19 protein-coding genes are annotated in these 18512 nt (G+C 69.4%); 5 read left to right on the top strand and 14 right to left on the bottom strand.

Annotated elements, in window-relative coordinates; all coding sequences use genetic code 11:
• Positions 1–39: 39 nt before the first annotated feature.
• Complete coding sequence (locus ACP7CK_RS08745) at positions 40–1644, bottom strand: M20/M25/M40 family metallo-hydrolase (protein ID WP_426025752.1); 1605 nt, start codon at positions 1642–1644, stop codon at positions 40–42.
• 84 nt (positions 1645–1728) lie between these two features.
• On the bottom strand, positions 1729–2700 hold the full coding sequence (gene htpX, locus ACP7CK_RS08740; protein WP_426025751.1) for a zinc metalloprotease HtpX: 972 nt from the start codon (positions 2698–2700) through the stop codon (positions 1729–1731).
• 94 nt (positions 2701–2794) lie between these two features.
• On the opposite strand from htpX, the gene ACP7CK_RS08735 reads away from it, so the two are divergent.
• Entirely contained in the window at positions 2795–3052 is a 258-nt protein-coding gene (locus ACP7CK_RS08735) for a DUF1674 domain-containing protein (RefSeq protein WP_008263466.1), read from the top strand.
• A gap of 64 nt (positions 3053–3116) precedes the next feature.
• Positions 3117–4025, top strand: a complete 909-nt coding sequence (locus ACP7CK_RS08730) for a hypothetical protein (RefSeq protein ID WP_426025750.1) — start codon at positions 3117–3119, stop codon at positions 4023–4025.
• Here the strand turns inward: ACP7CK_RS08730 and pyrF are convergent, their stop codons facing one another.
• Positions 4026–4757: an orotidine-5'-phosphate decarboxylase gene (pyrF, locus tag ACP7CK_RS08725; RefSeq protein ID WP_426025749.1), complete on the bottom strand. Its 732-nt coding sequence runs from the start codon at positions 4755–4757 to the stop codon at positions 4026–4028. It lies immediately after the preceding gene.
• 88 nt (positions 4758–4845) lie between these two features.
• Here pyrF and ACP7CK_RS08720 point away from each other — a divergent pair, with 88 nt between their 5' ends.
• A complete protein-coding gene (locus ACP7CK_RS08720) occupies positions 4846–5541 on the top strand; it encodes a MarC family protein (protein ID WP_035310495.1) in 696 nt (231 codons plus the stop codon).
• Between the two features lie 4 nt (positions 5542–5545).
• On the opposite strand, the gene ACP7CK_RS08715 is transcribed toward ACP7CK_RS08720, so the two are convergent.
• Positions 5546–5956, bottom strand: coding sequence for a metallopeptidase family protein (locus tag ACP7CK_RS08715; RefSeq protein WP_008263498.1), 411 nt, complete (start codon positions 5954–5956; stop codon positions 5546–5548).
• 127 nt (positions 5957–6083) lie between these two features.
• On the opposite strand from ACP7CK_RS08715, the gene ACP7CK_RS08710 reads away from it, so the two are divergent.
• A complete protein-coding gene (locus ACP7CK_RS08710) occupies positions 6084–8432 on the top strand; it encodes an ATP-binding protein (protein WP_426025748.1) in 2349 nt (782 codons plus the stop codon).
• On the opposite strand, the gene ACP7CK_RS08705 is transcribed toward ACP7CK_RS08710, so the two are convergent.
• Both ACP7CK_RS08705 and ACP7CK_RS08700 read right to left on the bottom strand, forming a co-directional pair.
• Complete coding sequence (locus ACP7CK_RS08705; protein WP_426025747.1) at positions 8429–10078, bottom strand: M28 family metallopeptidase; 1650 nt, start codon at positions 10076–10078, stop codon at positions 8429–8431. The two genes, ACP7CK_RS08710 and ACP7CK_RS08705, sit on opposite strands and share 4 nt — an antisense overlap.
• Positions 10079–10116: 38 nt before the next feature.
• On the bottom strand, positions 10117–11331 hold the full coding sequence (locus ACP7CK_RS08700; RefSeq protein ID WP_426025746.1) for a TIGR03862 family flavoprotein: 1215 nt from the start codon (positions 11329–11331) through the stop codon (positions 10117–10119).
• A gap of 63 nt (positions 11332–11394) precedes the next feature.
• Here ACP7CK_RS08700 and greA point away from each other — a divergent pair, with 63 nt between their 5' ends.
• Positions 11395–11874 (top strand): transcription elongation factor GreA, encoded by a 480-nt coding sequence (gene greA, locus ACP7CK_RS08695; protein ID WP_426025745.1) that lies wholly within the window; start codon positions 11395–11397, stop codon positions 11872–11874.
• Positions 11875–11880: 6 nt separating this feature from the next.
• Here greA and ACP7CK_RS08690 read toward each other — a convergent pair whose 3' ends face one another.
• The 8 genes from ACP7CK_RS08690 to tsaB form a co-directional block, all read right to left on the bottom strand.
• Positions 11881–12294, bottom strand: coding sequence for a helix-turn-helix domain-containing protein (locus ACP7CK_RS08690; RefSeq protein ID WP_035310355.1), 414 nt, complete (start codon positions 12292–12294; stop codon positions 11881–11883).
• 20 nt (positions 12295–12314) lie between these two features.
• Positions 12315–13946, bottom strand: coding sequence for an apolipoprotein N-acyltransferase (gene lnt, locus ACP7CK_RS08685; RefSeq protein ID WP_291754819.1), 1632 nt, complete (start codon positions 13944–13946; stop codon positions 12315–12317).
• 2 nt (positions 13947–13948) lie between these two features.
• Entirely contained in the window at positions 13949–14413 is a 465-nt protein-coding gene (gene ybeY / locus ACP7CK_RS08680; RefSeq protein ID WP_426025744.1) for an rRNA maturation RNase YbeY, read from the bottom strand.
• Positions 14410–15396: a PhoH family protein gene (locus tag ACP7CK_RS08675; RefSeq protein WP_008264329.1), complete on the bottom strand. Its 987-nt coding sequence runs from the start codon at positions 15394–15396 to the stop codon at positions 14410–14412. The genes ybeY and ACP7CK_RS08675 overlap by 4 nt, the downstream gene beginning before the upstream one ends.
• A complete protein-coding gene (gene miaB / locus ACP7CK_RS08670; RefSeq protein WP_292147679.1) occupies positions 15396–16781 on the bottom strand; it encodes a tRNA (N6-isopentenyl adenosine(37)-C2)-methylthiotransferase MiaB in 1386 nt (461 codons plus the stop codon). Before miaB ends, ACP7CK_RS08675 begins: the two co-directional genes overlap by 1 nt.
• A 77-nt stretch (positions 16782–16858) precedes the next feature.
• A complete protein-coding gene (locus tag ACP7CK_RS08665; RefSeq protein WP_008259871.1) occupies positions 16859–17356 on the bottom strand; it encodes a Fur family transcriptional regulator in 498 nt (165 codons plus the stop codon).
• A 27-nt stretch (positions 17357–17383) separates the two neighbouring features.
• Positions 17384–17827 carry a GNAT family N-acetyltransferase gene (locus ACP7CK_RS08660; protein WP_008261686.1) on the bottom strand — a complete coding sequence of 148 codons (444 nt, stop codon included), beginning with the start codon at positions 17825–17827 and terminating at the stop codon, positions 17384–17386.
• The gene (gene tsaB, locus ACP7CK_RS08655; protein ID WP_008263863.1) at positions 17824–18504 is read right to left on the bottom strand and encodes a tRNA (adenosine(37)-N6)-threonylcarbamoyltransferase complex dimerization subunit type 1 TsaB; all 681 of its coding nucleotides are present in this window, start codon (positions 18502–18504) and stop codon (positions 17824–17826) included. Before tsaB ends, ACP7CK_RS08660 begins: the two co-directional genes overlap by 4 nt.
• Between the last annotated feature and the right edge of the window lie 8 nt (positions 18505–18512).

The following is an 18512-nucleotide window of genomic DNA, read 5'->3' as shown; positions in this document are numbered from 1 at the left end:
GGGGCGGCGTTCCCGCCGCCCCTTCCTCAGGTGTCGATCTCAGTCCGCCGGATACTCGAACGGATCGCTGGGCGTCGGCTGGGTCGGCAGCGGCATGCGCGGCAGGGGCTCGTCGCGGTTGGCGGCGTTCAGCAGGAAGCTGGCCAGGATGACCGCCGCCTGGCGCATATCCTCGGCCTTCAGGTGATCATAGCTGTCGATGCTGGTGTGGTGGATGCGCGCGGAGTAGTCGAGCGGGTCCTGGATGAACTGGTAGCCCGGAATGCCCACCGTCTGCATATAGACGTGATCGGTGCCGCCGGACGGCCGCAGGGACACCGTCGTGGCGCCCATGCTCGCGAAGGGCGCCAGCCATTCCTGGAAGATCGGAGCGGCGGCGACATTGCCTTCGGCGTTGACGCCCCGGATCTTGCCCGAGCCGTTGTCGATGTTGAAATAGGCGACCAGATCGCCATAGCCGGCACGCGGCTGGACCGGCCAGCGGTTACGCCAGGTGCGATTGTTGGGCAGGGCCGCCAGGGCCGGATCCGTGGCGGGAGCCCGGGTCGCCAGGTGACGGTCCACATAGGCCAGAGAGCCCAGTATGCCCTGCTCCTCGCCGTTCCACAGGGCGAAGCGGATGGTGCGCTTGGGCCGGACGCCCAGCTGTTTCAGGATGCGCGCCGCCTCCATGACCACGGCGCTGCCCGCCGCATTGTCCTGCGCCCCGTCCGAGGCGACCCAGGAGTCCAGATGGGCGCCGGCCATCACATATTCGCGGCCGCCGCTGCTGCCCGGGATATCGGCCAGGATATTGTAGGCGTTGACGTCTTCGTCGTGGAAGCGAACTTCGCTGGTCAGCTCCAACGTCGGCGGCGCATCGGTCAGGGCCAGGCGCGCCAGACGGCGATAATCCTCGGCCGCCAGCTCCATGCCCGCCAGTTTCGGGGTGGCGCCGACCTGGTAGGTGTAGCCGGTGCCGTGCAGCAGCCCGCCGTCCCTTTGGGACATCCGGACCCAGGCCAGGGCGCCCTGTTCGACCAGGAAGGCGTCCAGCTTGGCCGCGAAATCAGCGGTCTTCAGCTGGCGTTCGATCGCCACTGGGGAATACTGGGGTTGGACGTAGGTGTTGCGGTCGCGGAGTTCGGCATCGGTCCAGCGACGAAACGCCGGTTCCGTCGGCTCCGAGCCGGTATCCGGGCGGCTGAGCATGACGATCCGGCCCGCCAGCTTGCCGCGCCACTTGTCGAAGTCCTCGACCTTGGAGATCGGGGCGACGATCACGCCGCCGCTGATGGTCCCATTGGTCGACGGGGTCCAGGCGACCGGGATAGCGCGCAGATCCAGCGGACGCGGGGCGGTCATGCGGGCGCTGGAGCGGACGATCGACCAGCCCCGGCCGAACTCGAAACCTTCGGCCCGGACATTGGACAGGCCCCAGTCGCGGAACTGTTGCTGCGACCAGCGTTCGGCCTCGCGCATCTGGGGCGAATTGGTCATCCGCCCGCCGATCCGGTCGGTCAGATAGGCGGCGGTCTGCATCACCTGGCTGTGGTTCAGTCCCTGGTCGATAATGCCGTTGACCGCGACCCGATCCACAGACTGGGCGGCGACGGGCGTGGCGAGCAGAGCGGCGACGGAAACAAAGGCGAGCAGACGCGACATGGAACCCCCTGATTGGTCAGGCGCCCATCTGAATTGATCCGCACGCCGAGCGCAAACGGCAAAAACGGGGTCAAGGCGCGGCGATCAGCCCCAGGGGCCGCGCGGTTCGCTAGGGGTGGCGGGCACGCCGGTGGTCGCGCGACGTGGCGTGACGGGAACCGCCGAGGCGGGCGGCGTCGCAGCCGCACGAGGACGCACCCCCATCATGGCGCCCAGCTCCGCCAGGGCGCGCACCCGGTTGACCGTGGCCGGATGGGTCGAGAACAGGTTGTCGGCGCCGCGTCCGGCCAGGGGGTTGATGATGAACATCTGGCCCGAGGCCGGATTGCGTTCGGCGGTCGGATTGTGGATCCGCTTGGCGTAGGCGTCGATCTTCTGCAGGGCCGAGGCCAGGGCCTGGGGGTCGCCGGCGATCTCGGCGCCGATACGGTCGGCCTCGTATTCGCGGCCGCGGCTGATCGCCATCTGCACCAGGCCGGCGGCCATGGGCGCCAAGATCATCAGGGCCAGGGTTCCGATGACGCCGCCCGGTCGCTCGCGGTCCTCGCCGCCGCCGAAAAACAGCGCGAAATTGGCCAGGGCGGCGATCGCGCCGGCGATGGTGGCGGTCACCGTCATGATCAGGGTGTCGCGGTTCTTCACATGGGCCAGTTCGTGCGCCATCACCCCGCGCACCTCCTCGCGCGTCAGCATGTCCAGCAGGCCGGTGGTGGCGCAGACGGCGGCCCGTTCCGGATTGCGGCCGGTGGCGAAGGCGTTGGGCTGGTCGCTGGGGATGATGGCGACCTGGGGCTGGGGCAGGCCGGCGTCGCGGGCCATCTGGCGCACGTCGGCGACATAGTTGCGCACCACCGCATTCGGATGTTGCTCGTCGACCGGCTGGGCCCGGTACATCTTCAGCACGATCTTGTCGGCGTTCCAGTAGCTGAACAGGTTCATCCCGCCGGCGAACACCAGGGCCACGGCCATGCCCGTCGCGCCGCCGATCAGATAACCCACACCCCCGAACAGGGCGGTCAAGGCGGCCAGAAGGATGAAGGTCTTCAGATGGTTCATCGTCGTTCCATCCGCGATCATCCGGTTTTTCTGGCGTCGCGGCTTCAATCGACTATTTGAGGCCATGAGACGCCGCCCTCAAGGGAGCCGACCTGTGACCGAACATCCCACCCCCGAGGGGGCCGCCCCCTCGCCCGACAATGAAAACGCGCCTGTTTTCAACGCCGAAATCCCCCATGCGACGCCGGAGAAGCCGCTGAGCGACGTCGCGCGCCGCGCCCTGCTGGAAGCGGCTGATCGTCGCGCGGCCGAACAGGTCGCCCAGACCGATCCGGAACACGGCGGGCCGAGCGGTCCCGAACCCACCCGTTACGGCGATTGGGAGAAGAAGGGCCTGGCCATCGACTTCTGACGCGGCGCAATTCCGCGGGGCGCGGGACTTGCCTGAACGGAGACAATTCAGAGGAGTCTGTCCCGTGACGATACAGTCCACGATCGCGGCCGCGTCGGCGGCCCTTCTGCTGTCCGCCGCTCCCGCCCTGGCCGGCGGCCCGTCGGGCGGCCATGGCGGGGGCTGTGGAAGCTGCGGCGGCGGACACGGGGGCGGGGGTCATTACGGCGGCGGGCACAACAGCAACGTCAATGTGAACGTGAATGCCGGGGCCAACGCCTCGGCCCATGCCGGCGCCGCTTCCTATTCCGCCGTCAACGCCCGCGCCTATTCCCATTCGTCCAGCTTCAGCCGCGGCGGCGGCGGCGTGACCTATGTCGGCGGGGGCGGTTACGCCGACGGCGGATACTCGGGCGGCTATATTCCCGGCCCGCCCGTGAACTTCGTCGGCCCGGCCCCGGTCAGCGCCCCGGTCGGCTATCCCACCTATGGCTTCGGGCGTGACTATATCGGCTGGCGCCCCTATCAGCCGCAACGCCCGGTCGATTGCGACTGCCGCCCCGCCCCGCGCCCGGCCTATCGCGAAGACCGGTACGAAGGCCGTTATCAGGAGCGGTACGAACACTATGAGCAGCGCGGCTACGAACAAGGCGGCTATTACGAGCAGCAGCGCGCCTATGTGCAGGCCCCGATCCAGGTTCAGGGGCCGCCCGTCTATGTCGCGCCGCAGCGGATCTATGTCGCCCCCTCTCCGGTGAACATCGCGCCGCCCGAGATCGTGACCGGCCCGCCGGTCTATATCGAACAGCCGCCTGTCTATGTGCAGGCGCCGCCGGTCGAAATCGCCCCGGCCCAGATCCATGTCGCGCCGCCCGAAGTTCACGCGCCGCCGCCCGTCCAGGACTATTACGGCGACCTGCCGCCCCCCGGCTATGTCGCGCCGCAAGCCCCGCCGCGCCAGCATTACGCCCAGGAACCGGGCGAGCGCGGCTGATCAGATCAGGGCGATGCTTTCGGCGACCGCCAGGGCGGCGGCCCGGGGATCGGCCGCCGCCGTGATCGGGCGGCCGATCACCAGATGGGTCGCCCCGGCCTGGAGCGCCGCTTCGGGCGTCGCGGCCCGGGCCTGATCGTCCAGGGCCGAGCCTGCGGGACGGACCCCTGGGGTCACGATCAAAAAGTCCGGACGGCCGGCCTCGACCGCGATCTCGCGCACCCGCGCCGCCTCATGGGGGCTGGAGACGACGCCGTCGATCCCCGCCTCCAGCGCCTGTCGGACCCGGCGCTCGACCAGGTCGGCCGGCGACAGGCTGTGATCGTCGGCGGCCAGATCCTCGGCCGTCAGACTGGTCAGGACCGTGACCCCCAGCACCTTCAAGCCCGACCCCGCCACGCCGCGCGCCGCCGCCGCCATCACCTGGGGCCGGGCGTGAACGGTCAGCAGGTCGCAGCCGGCGTCCGCCAGATTGGCCGCCGCCTTCTCGACCGTGGCGCCGATGTCGTGCAGCTTCCAGTCCAGAAAGACCTTGCGTCCCTCGGTCTTCAGGTCACGCGCCAGGTCCATGCCGCCCGCCGCGAACAGCTGCAGCCCGATCTTGTAAAAGCCCACCGCGTCCTGGATCCGCGCGACCAGGGCGGCCGCCTCGGCGATGGTCGGGACGTCCAGGGCGCAGATGATCCGTTCGTCTGGACCGCGATTGGGGGCCAAGGTTTCGGTCTGGGTCATCGACGGACTCGCGCTGAGCGGCTATGCGGGAACGCAAGGGGTGCGTCGGCGCGGCCGGCGTGTTGAATTTCAAGAGCGAGGCGAGGCGATGAACGCGGTCGATCTGGGTGTCAACCTGTTCGTGACCCTGTTCGCCCTGCTGGATCCCATCGGCAATCTGCCGATCTTCGCCGCCGCCACGGCCGGGGCGACCCTGCGCCAGCGGATTTCGGTCTCGGCCCTGATCTGCACCTTCGCCGCCGTCTTCCTGGCCTTCTTCCTGTTCACCGGCCTGGGCCTGCTGCAGTTCTTCGGCATTTCGCTGGCGGCCTTCCGGATCGCGGGGGGCATATTGCTGCTGCTCCTCGGCCTGGACATGGCGCGCGGCGACTTCCTGGCCCTGTTCGCGGACAAGGACGCCATCGCCGACAGCCAGGATGTGCGTGGCTACGCCCGTCGCCGGTTCCAGCGCCTGGTCGTGCCCTTCGCCATCCCGTTGATGATCGGCCCCGGCGCCATTTCGGCGGTCATCATCCAGGCGGGCGAGGCGGCCAAGCTGGGTTATGCCGGAACCATGGGATCGCTGGTCGCCATCGCGGCCGCCTGCGCCGTCTCCTTCGTCTGTTTCGCCATGACCGGATCGCTCAGCCGCCTGTTGGGCGAGGTGGGCATGGCCATCATCGTGCGCGTCCTGGGCCTGATCCTGTGCGCCCTGGCGATCCAGTTCATCCTGCTGGGTCTGGGCGAGGCCATCCCCGGCATGATCTCGGGGGCGGTGACGACCCCCTACCCGGCCACCAAATAAGGCTTCAGTCGGCGTCATCCTCGATGGCGTGGATATCGTCGTCGGACAGGCCGAAATGGTGGCCGATCTCGTGGATCAGGACGTGGGCGATCAGTTCGGCCAGGCCGACGTCGCCGCGCTCGCACCATTCGTCCAGGATCGGACGGCGATACAGGAAGACCCGCGACGGCTCCGCCGCCGGTCCCAGGCTGTCGCGTCGGCCGATGTCCACGCCATGATACAGGCCGGTCAGTTCGAACGGATCCTCGATCTCCAGATCCGCCAGGGTCTGTTCGTCGGCGAAATCGTCGATGCGGAACACCACCTCGCCCGCCGCCGCCCGGAACTCGGCCGGCAGGGCGTCGAACGCCTCGCGCGCCAGTCGGGCGAAATCGTCGAGGGAGGGGGCGAAGAGATCGGCGGTCGCGTCGGTCATGCCTCCGCTATCGCCGTCTGGGGCCCGCCATGCAACGGGGCGCGATGACGCGACGAAGACTGACTTTTTCTGGCCGGGTTTGCGGTATGGTGAACGCCGAATCAGGTCGCGGGACCCAGGGACAAGAATGGCCGAGGCCGACATCGCCTATGTCGCCACTGCGGGCGCAGCCGGGCTAGCCCTGGCGGTCAGCGCCTGGGCTCTGCGTCTGCGCGCCAGGCTGAACGCCGCCACGGCCCTGGCTGAGGGCGAGCGGGCGGCGGCCGTCGCCGATCTCAGCCGCCACGACAGCATGTTGCGCGCCTTCGACGACGTCAGCCTGGCCCTGACCCCCGAAGGCGAAGCCAGCGGCGCCCCCATCGGCCCGCCCGAACTGATCGATCGCCTGACCGAGGCCAGCGGCGATACGGCGGGACACGCCCTGCTGACCCGGCTGAAGACCTCCTATGTGGTGCTGATCGACGGTCTGGTGACGGCCGGCAAGGCGTTCGAAGGTCTGATCGAACTGGGCGACGTCGAACCCTGGCGGATCGAGGGACGGGTGGCCGGCGGCGGCGCCTGGCTGAGACTGTCACCGGCGTCGCGCGTCATGCTGACCGGGGCCGACGCGACCGAGAGCGGCCTGGCCCTGCTGGGCGACGCCTCGCCGTTCCCGACCTGGGTGGTGGACGGCGCCGGCAAACTGGCCTGGGCCAACCGGGTCTGGCTGCACGAGATCGGCGCCGACAGCGTCGAGACGGCGCGGAACAAGGGCCTGTCGTTCGACCGGGGCGCCGACGCCCTGGTCGCAGAAGCCGGGCGGCTGGGCGTGCGCCAGGAGGGCTTCCGCTGGACCACCGGCGGCGGCCATCGCCGCGCCTGGCGGATCATCGCCGAACCGGCCGGCGGCGGCGCCGTCACCGCCTTCGCCATCGAGGTGACCGAGGCGGAGGAGACGCGCGACACCCTGCGTCGCCACGTCGACGCCCATGACGAGACGCTGAACCATCTGGCTGACGCCGTGGCCATCTTCGGCCCGTCCAAGCGGCTGGCTTTCCACAACACCGCCTTCCAGACCCTGTTCGACATCGACCCCGCCTGGCTGGATGAACGCCCGACCCACGCCGAACTGCTGGACCGGCTGCGTCAGCGCCGCCGCCTGCCCGAGGTCATGGACTATGCGGGCTGGAAGGCGCGCGAACTGGAGTTCTATGGCGCCTCCCAGGCCTCGCCCGACGACAGCTGGTCGCTTCCGGACGGCCGCACCCTGCGGGTCGTGCGCCAGCCCCATCCGCTGGGCGGCATATTGCTGATCTTCTCGGACATCACCGACGAACTGAACCTGAGAAGCCGGTTCAACGCCCAGATCCAGGTCCAGACGGCGACCCTGGACAAGCTGAACGACGCCGTCGCGGTGTTCGGTTCGGACGGACGACTGCGGTTGCACAACGAGGCGTTCGAGACCTTCTGGAAACTGTCGGCGGAACAGATCGCCGGCTCGACCGACTTCGACGCCCTGGCCGAACTGTGCAAGGCCGTCCTGCCCGATCCTGCCCTGTGGCTGGGTCTGAAGGCCCGCGTCGCCGATCCCGATCCCGAAAGCCGGGTCGCCATATCGGGCGAAGGCCGCACCATCGACGGCCGGATCGCGGCCTGGCAGACGCGCCCTCTCCCCGACGGCGCCACCCTGGTCGCCTTCTCGGACATCACGGCCCGGCGCGGTCTGGAACAGGCCCTGGTTCAGCGGGAACAGGCTCTGGCCGAGAGCCAGGCGTTGAAACGCGAGTTCGTCGGCAGCGTCTCCTATGAGCTGCGCACCCCGCTGACGACCATCGTCGGCTATTCCGAGCTGCTGGAGACCATGGGCGACCTGCCGGAACGCGGCCGCCAGCACGCCGGCGCCATCCGCGTCGCCGCCAGCCAGTTGGCCCGATCCATCGACGACGTCCTGGACATGGCCCAGATCGACGCCGGCGAGATGGAGCTGTCGCTGGGCGACGTGCGCGTTCAGGATCTGCTGGAGCAGGCCGCCGAACGGGTGCGCGCCAAGGTCGAGGGCCGGGGCGCGACCCTGACCGTGACCTGCCCGCCTGGTCTGAAGCCGATCCGCGCGGACGACCACCGTATCGGCCAGGCCCTGAACCACCTGCTGGAGAACGCCGCCCGCGCCGTGTCCGAAGGCGGCGCCGTGACTCTGTCGGCCGAGATGGGTCCGTCGGAAATGCGGGTGACCGTGTCGGATTCGGGACGCGGCATCCCCTATCACCTGCAGGCCCACGTCTTCGACCGGTTCGTGCGGCGCGAGCGCGGCGGCCCCGGCGTCGGCCTGGCCCTGGTCAAGGCCCTGGTCGAGCTGCACGGCGGCTGGGCCGAGGTCGAGAGCGAGCCGGGCAAGGGCGCCGCCTTCATCCTGCACCTGCCGCTGGGCGCCGCGACCAGCGCCGCCGCGCCCGAGCTGCAGCTCGTCGTGCCCTCCTTCCAGACGGCGGCCTCTTAGGGCCGCAGAGCCTTGGACTGATCCCGCGCGGGGCCGAACTCGGCGCCGGGGTTCCATTCGGGCCAGACGTCGGACTGGGCCAGGTCGCGGCCGACGGCGTAGATCAGGGCCACGTCCGCAGCGGCGGCGTCCATGCGCCAGGTCGCATCCCATGCATCCGACGGCTGGTGATAGCGGTTCTGGACATAGTCGCGGCTGGCGGCGCTGGCGCCGGTGAAACCGGCGGCCGGGAACAGGGCCGGCACGCCCTTCAGGGCCAGGGGGAAGTGGTCCGAGCGATAGAAGGCGCCGGCCTGGGGCGCGGGATCGGCGATCAGGGTGCGGCCGGTTGCGGTCGCATGGCGGGCCAGAACCTCGTCCAGCTGGTTCTTGCCCTTGCCGATGACGACGACATTGGGGTCGATCTCCGTTCCCGGCAGCAGACTGTCGACATTGATGTTGGCCACGGTCGTCTCCAGCGGCCAGACCGGATTGGCGGCGTAATAGGTCGAACCCAGCAAGCCCGCCTCCTCGCCCGACCAGGCGGCGAAGACCACCGAACGTTTCGGACGCGGCGCATCGGCGAAGGCGTGGGCCAGCTCCAGCAGGGCCGCCACCCCGGTCGCATTGTCCACGGCCGCATTATAGATCGTGTCGCCCGAGGCGTCGGGCGTGCCCACGCCGTAACCGTCCCAGTGGGCGCCGTACATGACGGTCTCGTTGGGTCGTTCGGAGCCGGGTATGCGGGCGATGACGTTCCTGGTCTCCACCCGGTCGGCGATCTGTCCGAAATCGACGCTCATCGTCATCCCCGGCAGGACGACAGGTTTGAAGTCCGCGCTGCGGGCGCTGTCCTTCAGGGCGGCGAAGTCCAGGCCGGCGGCGGTGAACAGTTCTTCGGCCTTGGCGCGCTGGATCCAGCCCTGGAAGGGGGCGCGCTCGGCGTTCGGGTCGGCGCGGACGATGTCGAACTTGGGCGCGGCCGACGAGTTCTGCAGCACCGACCAGCCATAGCCGGCGCCGGCCGTCTCATGCACCACCAACACGCCCGCCGCGCCGCGACGGCCGGCTTCAAGGAATTTATAGGTCCAGCGGCCGTAGAAGGTCATGGCCTTGTCGTCGAACTTGCCCGCCACCGGTTCGCCCGCTGACGCCTCGAAATCGGGGTCGTTGACCAGGACGACGATGACCTTGCCGCGCACGTCCACGTCCTTGAAGTCATCCCACTGGCGCTCGGGCGCAGTGGCGCCATAGCCGACGAAGACGACGGGAGCGTCGGTCACGGCGATATGGTCGGTGGGACGGTCGCTGGAGACCAGGACGTCCGGCCCCCGCTCCAGTGCGATCGAGCGGCCCCCGACCTGGGCGGCGATGGTCGCAGGGCCGTCCTGGCGCGTGCGCGACAGATGGGCGACCTGGACGAAGGCCCCGTCCGGGCCGCCGCCCTCGGCCCCAGCGGCGCGGAATTGTTCGACCAGCCAGGCGACGGTCCTCTCCTCACCCGGCGACGCGGGGGCGCGACCTTGGAATTCATCCGAAGCCAGCACCCGCACCGCCTCGTTCATCCGGGCGGCGTCGATGTCGGGCGCGGCGGGATCGCCGGCCTGGGCCGAAGAACAGGCCACCATCAGGGCGAGGGCGGAAACGGCGGGCAGGGCGTGACGCATCGGGAACTCCTAACGGCGAGCCCTCGACCCTGCCCCTCTCAGCCCCGCCTGTCGAGCCAGGCCATAAGGCCGCGCGCCGCCTGGACGCCCGAGGCGAAGCTGGCCTGGAGCAGATAGCCGCCGGTCGGGGCCTCCCAGTCCAGCATCTCGCCGGCGACGAAAACGCCCGGCCGGGCGGTCAGCATCAGCCGTTCGTCCACCCCGTCCAGCGCCACCCCGCCAGCGGAAGAGATCGCGCGCTCCAAACCCTGTACGCCGGTCAAGGTCAGGGGCATGGCCTTGATCCGTTCGGCCAGGGCTCGGGGGGAAACAGGCAGGGGACCGGCTTCATACAGCAGGGCGACGGCGACCGGCTCCAGCCCCACAACCTTGCGCAGATGGTTGGACAGGCTGGCCTTGCCCCGGGGTTTCGACAGCCGGTCGGTCAGCTTGCCGACCGCAACGTCGGGCTTCAGATCGATCCGGACATCAGCCCGCCCGTCCGCCTCCACCGACGCCCGCAGCACGGCCGACAGGGCGTAGACAGCGCCCCCTTCGAGGCCGTAGCGGGCGATCATGGCCTCGCCGCGCGCTGTCCTGCTCCCGTGCGTCACAGCGACGCCCTTCAGCGGCTGACCGGCGAACCGGTCGCGGAACAGCGGGGACCAGGCGAAATCGAAGCCGACATTGGCGGGGCGGAAGGGCGCGACGGCGACCCCGGCGGACTCAAGCCCGGGCTTCCAGGCGCCGTCCGAACCCAGGCGCGGCCAGCTGGCTCCGCCCAGGGCCAGGACCACGGCGTCCGACCGTTCCAGCCGCTCTCCGTCCGGAGTCTCGAACACCAGAGCCCCGTCGCGCCAGCCGACCCAACGCGACCGGGTGCGGATCTCGACGCCCAGACCCTCCAGCCGCGCCAACCAGGCCCGCAGAAGGGGCGAGGCCTTCATTGCGCGGGGAAACACCCGCCCGCTGGACCCGACGAAGGTCGGCTGGCCCAAGCCCTCGACCCAGGCGGTGAGGTCGGCGGGCGTGAAGGCGTCGATCCAGCGCGCGACCGGCGCCTGGGCCGAGCCATAGCGGGTCAGGAACCGATCCAGCGGCTCCGAATGGGTCAGATTCAGTCCGCCGCGACCGGCCATCAAGAATTTGCGCGCGACGGACGGCATCCGCTCGTGAACCACGACGCTCAGACCCGCCTGGGCGAGGCGTTCAGCCGCCATCAGACCGGCGGGGCCGGCGCCGATGATATGGACTTGACGTTTGGATTGGGTCATCCCCCGCTTTGCCCGCTCGCGGCGACGCTGGCTATAGGGACCGGCGTCGCTATGTTCCGAACCATGAGCGTTGCATTCACCCGAGAAGAAGATCTGGAAGCCACCGCCGCCGACCTAGCGGACCGGCCGATCTCACCCCACCCCAATCTGGTCACGCCCGAAGGCCTGGCCCTGATCGAAGCCGAACTGGCCGCCGCCCGCGCCGCCTATTCCGCCGCCCAGGTGAAGGGCTCGATCGAAAGCGACCGCACCGCCATGGCGCGCGCGACGCGGGACCTGCGCTACTGGTCCGCCCGCCGCGCCTCCGCCCAACTGCAGGAGCCCACCGCAGACGACGGCGGAGTGCGCTTCGGCGGTTCAGTCTCCATCGAACGCGAGGACGGCCGGACCCAGACCTGGCGGATCGTCGGCGAGGACGAAGCGGATCCGGCCAAGGGCTCGGTCAGCCATGTCTCGCCGCTGGCCCGCGCCCTGCTGGGCAAGCGGGTCGGGGACGAGGCCGTGGTGGCGGGACAGTCGGTGGAGATCACCGCCGTCGGCTGATCGGGCTCAGCCCGGCTTGTCGGCGCCCTCGCCCAGCATTTCGCGCATCATGTCCAGGATCAGCTTCTGGTTCCGGGCCGGCAGGCGCGGGGCCAGGCGGGCGATCTCGACGCTGTGTTTCGTCGGCTTGTGCTCGTGGTCGAAGCCGGGCGCCTCTTCTTCCCCCACGCCCGGCTGGGCGTCGTGGAAACCCTGGAAGAAGAAGGGGATGTCCACCTTCATGAACTCGGCCATCTCGAACAGCTTCGAGGCCGAGACGCGGTTGGCGCCCTTCTCGTACTTCTGAACCTGCTGGAAGCTGACGCCGACCGCGCGGGCCAGGGCGGTCTGGGTCAGTCCCAGATCCAGGCGTTTTTCCTGAACGCGGCGGCCGACGTGGCGATCAACGGGATGCGGCTCCTCGAGCTTCTCACGCGCCATGCCGTCCCCGCCCACTCAAATCACTGACCGATTCGAGGAACCCTAGTTCTTAGAATCAGCGGCCACAAGCCGGCGAGCGCGGCGGCCAGCAGGGCCGCCAGAAAAGGCCAGTCGCCCAGTCGCCCATAGGGGGTGACGCCGGTCGGGCGCGGCAGGAGGGCGTCGATCACCCCCATGACGCCGGGGTCCAGACGCTGCCCCTCCACGATCCGGCCCCAGGGGTCGATCATGGCCGAAATTCCCGTCGGCGTCGCTCGGGCGATGGGCAGTCCGGTTTCTATGGCGCGATAGCTGGCCAGGTTCAGATGCTGGCGGGGACCCGAGGTCGCCCCGAACCAGGCGTCGTTGGAGGCGTTGACGATCCAGTCCGGCCGACCCGCCGCGCCGGGGGTGAAGCCGGGATAGAGGCTTTCATAGCAGATCAGGATCTGAGCGGGCGGCGCGCCTGGAATCTGGATCGGCGCCGGGGTCGGCCCGGCGGTGAAATCACTGGGCATATGCACCAGGCTGCGCAGGCCGATGGCGGTCATGACCGAACCCAGCGGCAGATATTCGCCGAACGGGACCAGCCGGTGCTTGTCATAGACGGCGGCTATCCGAAGACCGGGCCCGCCTTCATCGGCCAGGGCGAACAGACTGTTGTAATAGCGGCCGCCTCCCGGCGCCGTCAGATCCGCCTCGCCGCGCGCCAGCCCCATCAAAAGGGTCTGACCCGGCCGCAGGGCGCCGGCGATGGCCGTCGCATCTGTCGAGGCGAAAACCTCGTTGGCCGAGGCCGGCAGGGCGCCCTCGGGCCAGACCACCACATCCGGAACCCGGGCGCCGGGCTGGCCGGTCAGGGCCACATAGCGATCCACGATGGAGCGATAGGCCTCGGGCGACCATTTCGTCTCCTGTTTCACATCGGCCTGGACCAGGCGGACCAGGGTGTCGGTGAACTGCAGATCGGCCTGCGCCAGCCGCACAGCGCCGAAGACGCCGACCGAAACCAGGGCCAGGACGCCCAGTCCTGCCGAGATCAGACGGCTGCGCGGCGCGCCAGGGCCGACCAGAGGGGCCAGGGCGGCGGTGGCCGCGACCGTAACGAGGCTCAGTCCATAGACGCCGACGATCGAGGCGAATTGCGACATGCCGCCCCCTGCCCTCCAGGTCGCCCCGGCTGGGTTCCAGGGAAAACCGGTCAGGACATGGCCGCGCAGCCATTCGGCGGCGCAGAACAGGGCGGCGAACAGCAGGACCCGGACCACCCCGACGGGGGCGAGCCGGCGATAAAGGGCGCAGGCGGCCCCCCAGAACAGGCCGATCCCGGCGGGCAGCAGGCTGGCCGCGAAGGGCGCCATCCAGGCCTGCTCCGGATTGACGAAAAAGGCTTCCGCCACCCACCAGCAGCCGATGAAGAAATAGGCGAAGCCCGCCAGCCAACCCATCCAGAAGGCGCCGCGCGTCGTGTCCGACCGCTCGGACAGGATCATCAGCAGCGGATAGCCCAAGAGGCCGAACAGCAGGCCGAACGGCGGATGGGCCAGGGCTGTTCCCGCCCCGGCCACCAGGGCCAGGCCGATGCGGATCAACCGCCAGGTCAGGGCGCGCCGCCGCTCGGGCAGGACGCGGATACGGGCGGCGAACCGGTCCAGGGCGGCGTCGGGAAACATGATCAAACGTCCTGCCCAAGGTCAGCGGATTCGGCGGCATAGGGATCGGCGACGCCCAGTTCGGCCAGGATCTCGCGCTCCTCGGCCTCCATTTCCTCGGCCTCCGCATCGTCCTCGTGGTCACGCCCCAGAAGATGCAGGACGCCGTGGACGATCAGATGGCTCAGATGGTCTGACAGGGTCTTGCCCTGGGCCTGGGCTTCGGATGCACAGACGCCGTAGGCCAGGACGATGTCGCCCAGGTGCGGGGCGGCGCTTTCGGGCGCGGGAAAAGACAGGACATTGGTCGGCCGGTCCTTGTCCCGGAACCGGGCGTTCAGTTCCCGCACCGCCTCGTCATCGGTCAGAAGTACGACCACATCGCCCGCGACGGCGCCAAGCGCGGCCTCGGCCGCCTTCGTCACCACGGCCCCGGCTTCCGGCAGGGCGCCGGTCCAGGCCTCAGCCTCGATTTCAATCTCGATCATGCAGGATCTTCAAGGTCCGGGGTCGGACGCCCTTTTGCGGCGTCGGCGTCGTAGGCGCGCACGATCCGCTCGACCATGGCGTGGCGCACCACGTCCGAGGCCTCGAACTTCAGGATGCCGACCCCCTTGACCCCGTCCAGGATGCGCAGGGCGTGGGCCAGGCCGGAATCGCGGGGATTCAGCAGGTCGATCTGCGACGGGTCGCCCGTCACCACCATCCGCGCGCCCTCGCCCAGGCGGGTCAGGACCATCTTCATCTGCAGCCGCGAGGTGTTCTGGGCCTCGTCGACGATGACGAAGGCGTGGCTGAGGGTGCGGCCGCGCATGAAGGCGATGGGGGCGGCCTCGATCTCGCCCTTGTCGCGGCGGCGCTGCACGTCCTCGGCGCCGAGGATGTCGTTCAGGGCCTCCCAGATCGGGGCCAGATAGGGATCGACCTTCTCGTTCAGGTCGCCGGGCAGGAAGCCCAGTTTCTCGCCCGCCTCGACCGCCGGCCGGGTGATGACCAGCCGATCCACCTGGCCGCGCCGCAACAGGGAGGCGCCATAGGCGGCGGCCAGGAAGGTCTTGCCGGTGCCGGCCGGGCCGACACCGAAACTGAGTTCGCACCGGCCCAGCATGTCCAGATAGGCGGCCTGGGCCTTGGTCTTGGGCACGATGGCGCCGCGCTTGCCGCCCGGAAGCGACACCCCCGCCGCCGCCATGCCCGGCGTGCCCTTGCCGCCCCGCGCCTGGCCCAGGGCCGCGCGCACATCGGCCTCGGTCACCTCGGCGCCCAGGGCCGCGCGCTTGGCCAGATCCTCGATCACCTGGCGGGCGTCCGAGCGGTCGCGGGTGCCGCCGTTGACGGAGACCCCGCCGCCCGGCGCCTCGACCAGCACCTTGAAGGCGTCCTCGATCAGGGCGACGTGACGACTGTTCGGCCCGATGACGGCGCGCAGTTCGGCGTCGTTCAGGGGGACGAACTCGGATTCTCGCGCCATCAAGCGGCCTTTTCTGCTGGGGCCGCCGCTTCCGGGGCGACAAGCCGACCGGTCAGGCTGTTGTGCTGGCCGGCGATGATTTCGACCGGAACGATCCGGCCGATCAGATGATCCGCGTCATCGACGTGGACAGACTGAAGATATGGGGATCGTCCGACCGCTTGACGACGGCTGCCGTGACGGCCCTTGCGATCAAACAGCACATTCAGGGTCCGGCCCGCCTGCGCGGCGTTGAAGGCGATCTGCTGTTCGGTCAGCAGTTCGATCAGACGGTGCAGCCGATCCTTGGCGACCTCCGGCTCGACCTGTTTGCCCATGCCGGCGGCCGGTGTGCCGGGGCGGGGCGAATACATGAAAGCGAAGGCCGAGGCGTAGTTCACCCGCCGCACCAGATCCAGCGTGTCCTCGAACTCGCGGTCCGTCTCGCCGGGGAAGCCGACGATGAAGTCTCCGGCCATGGCGATGTCGGGTCGCGCGGCGCGGATACGGTCGATCAGGTCGAAATAGGTCTGACGCCCGTGTTTGCGGTTCATCAGCCGCAGAATCCGGTCGGAGCCCGCCTGAACCGGCAGGTGCAGATAGGGCATCAGGGCGTCCAGATCACCGTGGGCCGCGATCAGGTCGTCCGACATGTCGTTGGGATGGCTGGTCGTATAGCGGATCCGGTCAAGGCCGGGGATCTCGGCCAGGGCGTAGGCCAGCTCGACCAGGCTCGACTTTCGGCCATCGGGCCGTTCGCCGTCATAGGCGTTGACGTTCTGACCCAGCAGGGTGACTTCGCGCACGCCGCGGCCGGCCAGGGCCCGCGCCTCCTCCAGCACAGAGGCCAGAGGCCGCGACCATTCGGCGCCGCGCGTATAGGGCACGACGCAGAAGGTGCAGAACTTGTCGCAGCCCTCCTGCACCGTCAGGAAGGCGGTCGGGCCTTCGGTCAAACGCGCGGCCGGCAGGGCGTCGAACTTGTCGTCAGGGGCGAAGTCGGCGCCGATCCGCTCGCCCCGCGCCCGCGCCGTGCGGGTCAGAAGTTCGGGCAGCTGGTGATAGGCCTGGGGGCCGACGACGATGTCGACCGCCGGCTGGCGCTTCATGATCTCTTCGCCCTCGGCCTGGGCCACACAGCCGGCGACCGCGATGGTCAGGTCGCCGCCGGTCTCGCGCTTGATGTCGCGAAGTTCGCGCAGCTTGCCCAGCTCGGAATAGATCTTCTCCGCCGCCTTCTCGCGGATGTGGCAGGTGTTCAGGATGACGAAATCGGCGGCCCGGACATCCTCGGTGACGGCATAGCCCAGAGGGCGCAGGACGTCGGCCATGCGCTCTGAATCATAGACGTTCATCTGACAGCCGTAGGTCTTGATGAACAGGCGCTTTGACGGCGCCTCCAGCATCGCTTCGGCTTCTTGAACCCGGATTTCGGTCATGCCGGGCTTATGATCGCCCGGACAGGCGACGACAAGACCGAGGCTCAGCCCGCATCCACGTCTGCGGGCAGATCGGCGGGGTTTACGCGGGCGGCATGGCGCTTGAAGATCAGCCCCTCGCGCTTGGACGGTTCAGCGCCCTCGATCGGCACGCCGTACAGTTCCAGCTTGTGACCGATCAGTTCGAAGCCCAGCCGGTCGGCGATCTCGGTCTTCAGCTTCTCGATCTCGGCGTCGAAGAACTCGATCACCTCGCCCGTCTTGGTGTCGATCAGGTGGTCATGGTGGTCGTCGCCCGCCTCCTCATAGCGGCTGCGTCCGTCCCCGAAGTCGTGCTTCTCGACCACGCCCGCCTCTTCGAACAGGCGCACGGTGCGATAGACGGTGGCGATCGAGATGTGCGGATCGATCGAGGAGGCGCGGCGATACAGCTCCTCCACATCCGGGTGATCTTCCGCCGAGGACAGCACCCGGGCGATCACCCGACGCTGTTCGGTCATACGCATGCCGCGGTCGGCGCAGAGTTTTTCGATCCGGTCCATGACCCTAGAATAGGACGTCGGACCGTTTCAGGGAAGCGCCGGCTTTTCAGGATCTGCCGCGAGGTCCAGACTCAGGACCAGGGCGTCGGTCCTCCCCCCGTCCGGCGCGGCGTAATAGGCCTTGCGACGGCCGAGGGGCCGAAAGCCGGCTCGGTCGTACAGGGCGCGGGCGGCGACATTGTCTTCGGCCACCTCCAGAAACAGACGCGAGGCTCCGGCCTGGGCGGCGGCCACCGCCCCCCGCCCCGTCAAACGCCCACCCAGACCGGCCCGGCGCGCCTCGGGCCGGACCGCCAGGGTCAGGATTTCGGCCTCGTCCAGCACGACCCGAACCAGGATGAAACCGTCGGGTTCGACCACGGCGAAGACCCCGGCCTGGCCCAGAAGGTCCGCAAACTCGGCCTCGCTCCACGGCGCGGCGAAGGCCTGGGCATGCAGTCGCGCCAGCAGGGCCGGGTCGGCGGGCGTCATGGGACCGGCTGGCGCGGCTGACCCGGCAGGCGGGTGGGCGGCGTGGCGTCCGGCGCGCGAAGATACAAGGGGCGGGGCGGATGGTCGGCAGGATCGGCCGCGGCGACCAGTCGCCCCAGGGCCTGGGCCGACGGCGCGACGCGGGGGTCCATGGACGCCATGCTCAAGTCAGGAAAGGCCTCGACCAGGACGGCGGCCCCGGAGCCGACCAGTCGAACCTCTTTCCCCAGGGCGGTGATTCGTCGCGCCGCCTCGTCCAGCGACAAGGCCTCGTCCGGACCGACGGCCGCGCCGTCGATGAACAGCTTGGCGTAGACCTGGCCTCGTCGGGCGTCGATCAGGGCCGCGACCGGCGGTCCGGCCGAATCCACAGACGCGGCCAGCCCATCCAGGGCCGACACCCCGACCACCGGCCGATCCAGGGCCGCGCCCAACCCCTGGGCGAAGGCCAGACCGACCCGCAAGCCGGTGAAGGAACCGGGTCCGACAGTGACCCCGATCCGATCCAGGGCATCGAACCCCCCGCCGGCCTCGGCCATGACGTCGCGCACCAGACCGCCCAGGCGTTCCTGATGGCCCTTGGCCATGGGTTCGAAACGAACGGCCAAGGGTCGCTCGTCCTCGAACACCGCCGCCGTGCAGGCGCCGAGCGCCGTATCGATCACCAGAAGTCTCATGGCGCGCC

It is taken from the genome of Brevundimonas sp. TSRC1-1, from assembly GCF_049898245.1.
Taxonomy (GTDB): domain Bacteria; phylum Pseudomonadota; class Alphaproteobacteria; order Caulobacterales; family Caulobacteraceae; genus Brevundimonas; species Brevundimonas mediterranea_A.
Note: the sequence above shows the minus strand (reverse complement) of the source record. Positions and strands in the feature narration are given on the sequence as shown.

Bases quoted from the DNA above. Each gene is read 5' to 3' on its own strand.
- ACP7CK_RS08665 (WP_008259871.1), bottom strand. From the start codon at position 17,356: ATGGACCGGATCGAAAAACTCTGCGCCGACCGCGGCATGCGTATGACC.
- ybeY (WP_426025744.1), bottom strand. From the start codon at position 14,413: ATGATCGAGATTGAAATCGAGGCTGAGGCCTGGACCGGCGCCCTGCCG.
- ACP7CK_RS08720 (WP_035310495.1), top strand. From the start codon at position 4,846: ATGAACGCGGTCGATCTGGGTGTCAACCTGTTCGTGACCCTGTTCGCC.
- htpX (WP_426025751.1), bottom strand. From the start codon at position 2,700: ATGAACCATCTGAAGACCTTCATCCTTCTGGCCGCCTTGACCGCCCTG.
- ACP7CK_RS08660 (WP_008261686.1), bottom strand. From the start codon at position 17,827: ATGACGCCCGCCGACCCGGCCCTGCTGGCGCGACTGCATGCCCAGGCC.
- ACP7CK_RS08705 (WP_426025747.1), bottom strand. From the start codon at position 10,078: ATGCGTCACGCCCTGCCCGCCGTTTCCGCCCTCGCCCTGATGGTGGCC.
- tsaB (WP_008263863.1), bottom strand. From the start codon at position 18,504: ATGAGACTTCTGGTGATCGATACGGCGCTCGGCGCCTGCACGGCGGCG.
- greA (WP_426025745.1), top strand. From the start codon at position 11,395: ATGAGCGTTGCATTCACCCGAGAAGAAGATCTGGAAGCCACCGCCGCC.
- ACP7CK_RS08710 (WP_426025748.1), top strand. From the start codon at position 6,084: ATGGCCGAGGCCGACATCGCCTATGTCGCCACTGCGGGCGCAGCCGGG.
- ACP7CK_RS08745 (WP_426025752.1), bottom strand. From the start codon at position 1,644: ATGTCGCGTCTGCTCGCCTTTGTTTCCGTCGCCGCTCTGCTCGCCACG.
- ACP7CK_RS08700 (WP_426025746.1), bottom strand. From the start codon at position 11,331: ATGACCCAATCCAAACGTCAAGTCCATATCATCGGCGCCGGCCCCGCC.
- ACP7CK_RS08675 (WP_008264329.1), bottom strand. From the start codon at position 15,396: ATGGCGCGAGAATCCGAGTTCGTCCCCCTGAACGACGCCGAACTGCGC.
- lnt (WP_291754819.1), bottom strand. From the start codon at position 13,946: ATGTTTCCCGACGCCGCCCTGGACCGGTTCGCCGCCCGTATCCGCGTC.
- pyrF (WP_426025749.1), bottom strand. From the start codon at position 4,757: ATGACCCAGACCGAAACCTTGGCCCCCAATCGCGGTCCAGACGAACGG.
- ACP7CK_RS08690 (WP_035310355.1), bottom strand. From the start codon at position 12,294: ATGGCGCGTGAGAAGCTCGAGGAGCCGCATCCCGTTGATCGCCACGTC.
- miaB (WP_292147679.1), bottom strand. From the start codon at position 16,781: ATGCTGGAGGCGCCGTCAAAGCGCCTGTTCATCAAGACCTACGGCTGT.
- ACP7CK_RS08715 (WP_008263498.1), bottom strand. From the start codon at position 5,956: ATGACCGACGCGACCGCCGATCTCTTCGCCCCCTCCCTCGACGATTTC.